Genomic DNA, 5,131 nt, shown 5'->3' with positions numbered 1-5,131 from the left:
GACCTCACCACCACCCGGCCTGAATCAATTACATCGGTGATGGTCCCTACTATCAGGGGAGGAGTCTTCAGGTGCTCAATCTCGCTTTTGAGCTTTCTTACTTCACGCTCATATCTGATTTTTTGAGTTTCAATATACCGTTTATCAGATTCTAATTGGCGAATCTGCTCCTTGAGTTCCTGGTTCTGCGACTCCATCCCGGCAACACGCTCTACGAGGTAGCGATACAACTCCTCAGGTGTTTTCGGGTCGTCTGATTGGCGGCCAGTCTCTGACATCCGTCTGATTAGATATATAGGGGAAAATGACTATATGATGATTGCGAAAAATGCAGTGTGAAATGTGTGGGGCAGATAGTAAAGTCCCTTTGAAAAGAGTTCGGATTGAAGGGGCCGAACTCTCAGTCTGCAGTAACTGCGCCAGATATGGAACAGAACTGCAAGGGGCTGCGAAATCACCTGCCGCCCCTGCCGGAAAACAATCCGGATATATTCAGGCTCAGGTACCGCAGGCACGTAGGTCCCGCGATCTTTTTGATCAACTAGGGGGAGATCTGGTCGAGGATTATGCTGAGCGTATCAGAAATGCCAGGTTAAAACTGGGTCTGTCTCAGAAGGATCTGGCACTTGCAATGATGGAAAAGGAACTCCTCATCAAGAAGATCGAGAAAGGTGAGCTGATTCCCGAAGAAGATGTACGGAGAAAGATAGAGAAAGAACTGGATATTAAGTTGATTGAAGACTCTTCTTCAGAATCACTGGATATTCATCAGTCACGAATGACAACCACCATGGGTGATGTCATTAAGATCAAAAAAGTAAAAAAGTAATCCTCATTTTTTTCATCGATATGCGTGGCGTGATAAATTTTTTAGAATTTTTGCGTGACATGCCATGTCATGTCACGAATTGGCGATATATTTTTATAGTCTCCTGAGCGACGTTCTGATAATGAAGAGCGGCCGGATATCATCAGGATCCAGGGGACCCTGTATGAGCGGAGTAACCGGTTGCTTTTCTACGATGTTATCAGTTCTCAATGGTACCCTTTGTATTCAGCAGGTTACTGATATCAGACATCATTCTTTTTGGCCGTTTAGCGGTTTTCGCTATTTTAGGTATTTTTGGTACTAGGCGCGATCGCCAGTACCATATCCAGGTGATCGATTATGAGAGGTAAAGAGATTAGACTTGAACGGATCATGAACCGCAATACCAGAAAAACTATCATAGTCCCGATGGATCACGGTGTTTCACTAGGACCCATCGAAGGTCTGATAGAATTTCCTGATGCGGTAAATGCGGTAGCAGAGGGAGGGGCGAATGCAGTGCTCGGCCATATTGGACTATCACTGTACGGACACCGGCAACGGGGACACGATGTCGGACTGATCCTGCACCTTTCCGCTTCAACATCTATTGGACCTGATCCGAATGAAAAAGTGCTTGTCAATTCTGTCACCAATGCCATCAAAATGGGAGCAGATGCGGTTTCTATTCATGTAAACATCGGGGCAGATTCGGAATCCCAGATGCTTGCCGATCTTGGAAGAGTTTCAATCGAATGTATGGAATGGGGAATGCCTCTTCTTGCAATGATGTACCCGAGGGGAAAAAATATTAAAGACGAGCATGCCGTTGAACATGTCCGGCTTGCTGCCCGTGTTGCTGCCGAACTCGGAGTAGATATCGTGAAGACGAACTACACCGGGGATCCAGACACATTCAGAGAAGTCACCCGCGGATGCCCGGTACCGGTTGTGGTTGCAGGAGGATCCAAGACCGATGATATGGTGACCCTGGAACTCATCGAAGGAGCCATGGAAGGCGGAGCAGCAGGAATATCTATCGGAAGAAATGCTTTCCAGCATGCAGATCCTGCCCAGTTTGTGAAAGCTTGTGCATTGATTGTCCATGAAGGAAAAAGTGCCAGGGAAGCGTTAGAAATCCTCAATGGGGTGTAACATGATTGGAAAACAGATCCGGATGGAACGGATCATGGACCGGAACACGGGAAAATCAGTTATTATCCCGATGGATCATGGCATGACCCTCGGACAGATCGACGGATTACTCAGAATGAGCGATACCATTGCAGCAGTATCAGAGGGGGGTGCCAATGCGATCATCCTGCACAAAGGACTGGTCAAAGCCGGACATCGCAGACAGGGAAGAGATATCGGACTGATAATCCATCTCTCAACCGGAACAAGCATGAACCCTGATCCAAACGACAAAGTCCTCACCTGCACCGTTGAAGAGGCAATCTCACTCGGAGCCGATGCCGTCTCAATCCACATCAACCTCGGTGCCCAGCAGGAGTCAAAAATGATCGAGGATGCCGGCATGGTAGTACGAGACTGTAACCGCTGGGGTGTCCCGCTGCTTGCAATGGTATACCCACGGGGCAACGGGATCAATCCAACCGATCCACGGCATGTAGGACATGCAGTACGGGTTGCAGAGGAACTCGGTGCTGATATGGTTAAGACCAACTACACCGGAGATATCGAGAGTTTCAAAAAAATCGTTGCAGCAAGTTCAATTCCGGTTTTTATTGCAGGTGGTGAGAAGGCAGGAGATCTTGAGACCCTGAAGACTATCAGAGATGCTACCCATATCGCTAACTGTGCAGGAGTATGTATGGGTCGTAATGCATTCCAGCGCGAGGATACCGCAATATTTGTTCGCAAGGTCTGTAAGGTGGTTCAGGATAATGCGAGGCCGGAGGATATCTGATGAAACAGATCCTGGTCGATGTCAGACCATGGAATAAAGAGCTTGCAATCACCGCACTTGAATCAGGTGCGGATGGTATTGTTACCGATGCAGCAGACAGGGTTCGAGAACTTGGCCGCATCACCACCATTGCACCTGATGGAGATCTGATCCCTGGCAAGGATATCATCGAGATCACTATTAGTAGCACTGAAGATCAGGAGAAGGCCATGGAAACAGCCAGAAGGATGCCAGTTATCGTGCATACCCCAGACTGGACTGTGATCCCACTCGAAAACCTGGTCGCAGTTGCAGATTCAATCATTGCAGTGGTAAAAACAGTTCAGGAAGCAGAACTGGCACTCGGAATCCTGGAGAAAGGGGTTGCCGGAGTTATGCTCCAGACCGATGATCCTGCAGTGATTCGTGAAGTCACAAAAGTAGTACAGGGGCATGGGTGCAGACAGGAACTCATTCCACTTACAATTACTGCCATTTCTCCTGCCGGAATGGGTGACCGGGTCTGTGTTGACACCTGTTCACTTATGACTGATGGGGAAGGTATGCTGGTTGGAAATACCTCATCCGGATTCTTCCTGGTTCATGCTGAAACTCTCGAAAATCCCTATGTAGCACCCCGTCCGTTCAGGGTTAATGCAGGAGCGGTCCATGCCTATCTGAAACTTGCCGATGGCAGGACTGCGTATCTTGCTGATCTGAAAGCCGGTGACCGGGTGATGGTGAACGGGGCTAAGGGATCCTGTAGAGAAGCAACAGTAGGAAGAGTGAAGATCGAACAGCGCCCGCTCCTTCTGATTGACGCAGAGCATCAGGGATCCGTTGTCAGTATCATTCTTCAGAATGCAGAAACCATCAGGCTTGCAAAACCAGACGGCACTGCAATATCAGTGGCAGCATTAAACCCCGGAGATATTGTGCTTGGTGCTCTCGATACAGCGGGAAGACACTTTGGAATGGCAGTTACCGAGACGATCCTGGAGAAGTAATGAAAGTAGGGATCATCGGCGGTACCGGGCAGATGGGGGCATTTTTCGCTACCGTTTTTACCCGTTCCGGTCATGAGGTCCGGATATCAGGACGAAAGACTGCAATTACGAATCAGGATCTTGCACATCAATCAGACCTTCTGGTCATATCAGTTCCGATTCACTCCACAGTTCAGGTAATAGAGGAGATAGCACCTCTGATGCGGCAAGACCAGATCATCAGCGATCTGACGTCGCTTAAAACAGGTCCGGTATCTGCCATGCTAAAGACCAGTGCAGAAGTCATTGGCATGCATCCGATGTTTGGTCCGACCGCAAATTCATTGCAGGGTCAGACCATAATCATAACCCCGGGCCGATGCACTGAAGACCATATCCAAATGCTTTCAGATCTCTTTGGTGCACAGGGAGCCCGGGTAACCATCACCACTCCTGAACATCATGATCAGATGATGGCAGTGATTCAGGGACTGACCCATTTCAAAGCTCTGGTAATGGCAGAAACGATGCGGCGTCTTGGCATCACTCCGGAAGAGACCGAACCATTTATGAGTCCGATCTACCGGATTGAGACATCAGTAGCTGGACGGATCCTGGCGCAGGATCCTTCATTATATGCAGACATTCTCAGCCAAAATCCTGAAATTCCCAAAGTTCTTGATACCTGCTGCCAGTCTGCAGAAATGTTCAGAGAGATTATTACTGCAGGGGACACGGCTGCTTTTTCAGAGATGTTTCTGGATGATCGAAGGTGGTTTGGTGAGTACTGTACGAGATCTCTTGAAGAGACGGATCGGCTCATCGCTACCATGGTGAGAGCATGAAACTCATAACCCTTGGACCAGAAGATACCTTCTCACACGAGATGTCCCAGAAGATTGGGGCTGTAGAAACTGTCCTGGTTTCAACAATTGGTAAAGTTTTTGCCGAGGTCATGAGGACCGGAACTCCCGGCCTTGTACCTCTTGAAAACAGTGAGGCAGGAGGAGTGACTTCAACACTTGACTGCCTGATGAAGTATCCAGTCTCGATCACCCTGGAAGCATATCTGCCAATTCACCATAATCTTGCCGGAAATGTACCGGTAGAACAGATCACACGGATTTATGCACATCCACAAAGTCATGAACAATGTAGTAAAGTGATAGAAGATCTGGGAATTCCGGTGATCCATACCGAGAGCAATGCAGCCAGTGCACTTGCACAAAAAAATGATTCAGGATCTGCTGCCATTATTTCACAAAACCTTGCATCCCGCCATTCAATCCCGCTTATCCGAACAAATATTGAAAATAATGCATGTAATATCACCAGATTTATTCAAATTTCCCCACATGAATCTGTAGAACCTGAACCCGAAAAGTGCAGTCTTCTTATCATTCCTGATGCGAACCGTGCAGGTCTGCT

The 5,131-nt window shown here is 48.1% G+C and carries 6 protein-coding genes and 1 pseudogene; 6 read left to right on the top strand and 1 reads right to left on the bottom strand.

Features of this window, described 5'->3' with window-relative positions; genetic code table 11:
• Positions 1-278, bottom strand: a pseudogene (locus LUQ50_RS00060) (proteasome-activating nucleotidase); the annotation flags it as partial.
• Between the two features lie 50 nt (positions 279-328).
• On the opposite strand from LUQ50_RS00060, the gene LUQ50_RS00055 reads away from it, so the two are divergent.
• The 6 genes from LUQ50_RS00055 to LUQ50_RS00030 form a co-directional block, all read left to right on the top strand.
• The gene (locus LUQ50_RS00055; RefSeq protein WP_300034259.1) at positions 329-829 is read left to right on the top strand and encodes a multiprotein bridging factor aMBF1; all 501 of its coding nucleotides are present in this window, start codon (positions 329-331) and stop codon (positions 827-829) included.
• A 339-nt stretch (positions 830-1,168) separates the two neighbouring features.
• Positions 1,169-1,963, top strand: a complete 795-nt coding sequence (locus LUQ50_RS00050; RefSeq protein ID WP_300034255.1) for a 2-amino-3,7-dideoxy-D-threo-hept-6-ulosonate synthase — start codon at positions 1,169-1,171, stop codon at positions 1,961-1,963.
• 1 nt (position 1,964) lies between these two features.
• Positions 1,965-2,738, top strand: coding sequence for a 2-amino-3,7-dideoxy-D-threo-hept-6-ulosonate synthase (locus tag LUQ50_RS00045; protein ID WP_300034252.1), 774 nt, complete (start codon positions 1,965-1,967; stop codon positions 2,736-2,738).
• Positions 2,738-3,724 carry a 3-dehydroquinate synthase II gene (locus tag LUQ50_RS00040; RefSeq protein WP_300034249.1) on the top strand — a complete coding sequence of 329 codons (987 nt, stop codon included), beginning with the start codon at positions 2,738-2,740 and terminating at the stop codon, positions 3,722-3,724. The genes LUQ50_RS00045 and LUQ50_RS00040 overlap by 1 nt, the downstream gene beginning before the upstream one ends.
• Positions 3,724-4,548 carry a prephenate dehydrogenase/arogenate dehydrogenase family protein gene (locus LUQ50_RS00035; protein ID WP_300034246.1) on the top strand — a complete coding sequence of 275 codons (825 nt, stop codon included), beginning with the start codon at positions 3,724-3,726 and terminating at the stop codon, positions 4,546-4,548. The genes LUQ50_RS00040 and LUQ50_RS00035 overlap by 1 nt, the downstream gene beginning before the upstream one ends.
• Positions 4,545-5,131: prephenate dehydratase domain-containing protein (locus LUQ50_RS00030; RefSeq protein ID WP_300034243.1), on the top strand; the 587-nt coding region annotated here is incomplete at its 3' end. The genes LUQ50_RS00035 and LUQ50_RS00030, both read left to right, overlap by 4 nt.

The sequence above is a fragment of the Methanospirillum sp. genome (assembly GCF_028679455.1).
Taxonomy (GTDB): Archaea; Halobacteriota; Methanomicrobia; order Methanomicrobiales; family Methanospirillaceae; genus Methanospirillum.
The sequence above is the reverse complement of the archived record's forward strand: the minus strand, read 5'-3'. Positions and strand labels throughout refer to the sequence as shown.

Excerpts from the sequence above, each read along its gene's own strand:
- LUQ50_RS00045 (WP_300034252.1), top strand. The coding sequence starts at position 1,965 with ATGATTGGAAAACAGATCCGGATGGAACGGATCATGGACCGGAACACG.
- LUQ50_RS00050 (WP_300034255.1), top strand. The coding sequence starts at position 1,169 with ATGAGAGGTAAAGAGATTAGACTTGAACGGATCATGAACCGCAATACC.
- LUQ50_RS00035 (WP_300034246.1), top strand. The coding sequence starts at position 3,724 with ATGAAAGTAGGGATCATCGGCGGTACCGGGCAGATGGGGGCATTTTTC.
- LUQ50_RS00040 (WP_300034249.1), top strand. The coding sequence starts at position 2,738 with ATGAAACAGATCCTGGTCGATGTCAGACCATGGAATAAAGAGCTTGCA.
- LUQ50_RS00055 (WP_300034259.1), top strand. The coding sequence starts at position 329 with ATGCAGTGTGAAATGTGTGGGGCAGATAGTAAAGTCCCTTTGAAAAGA.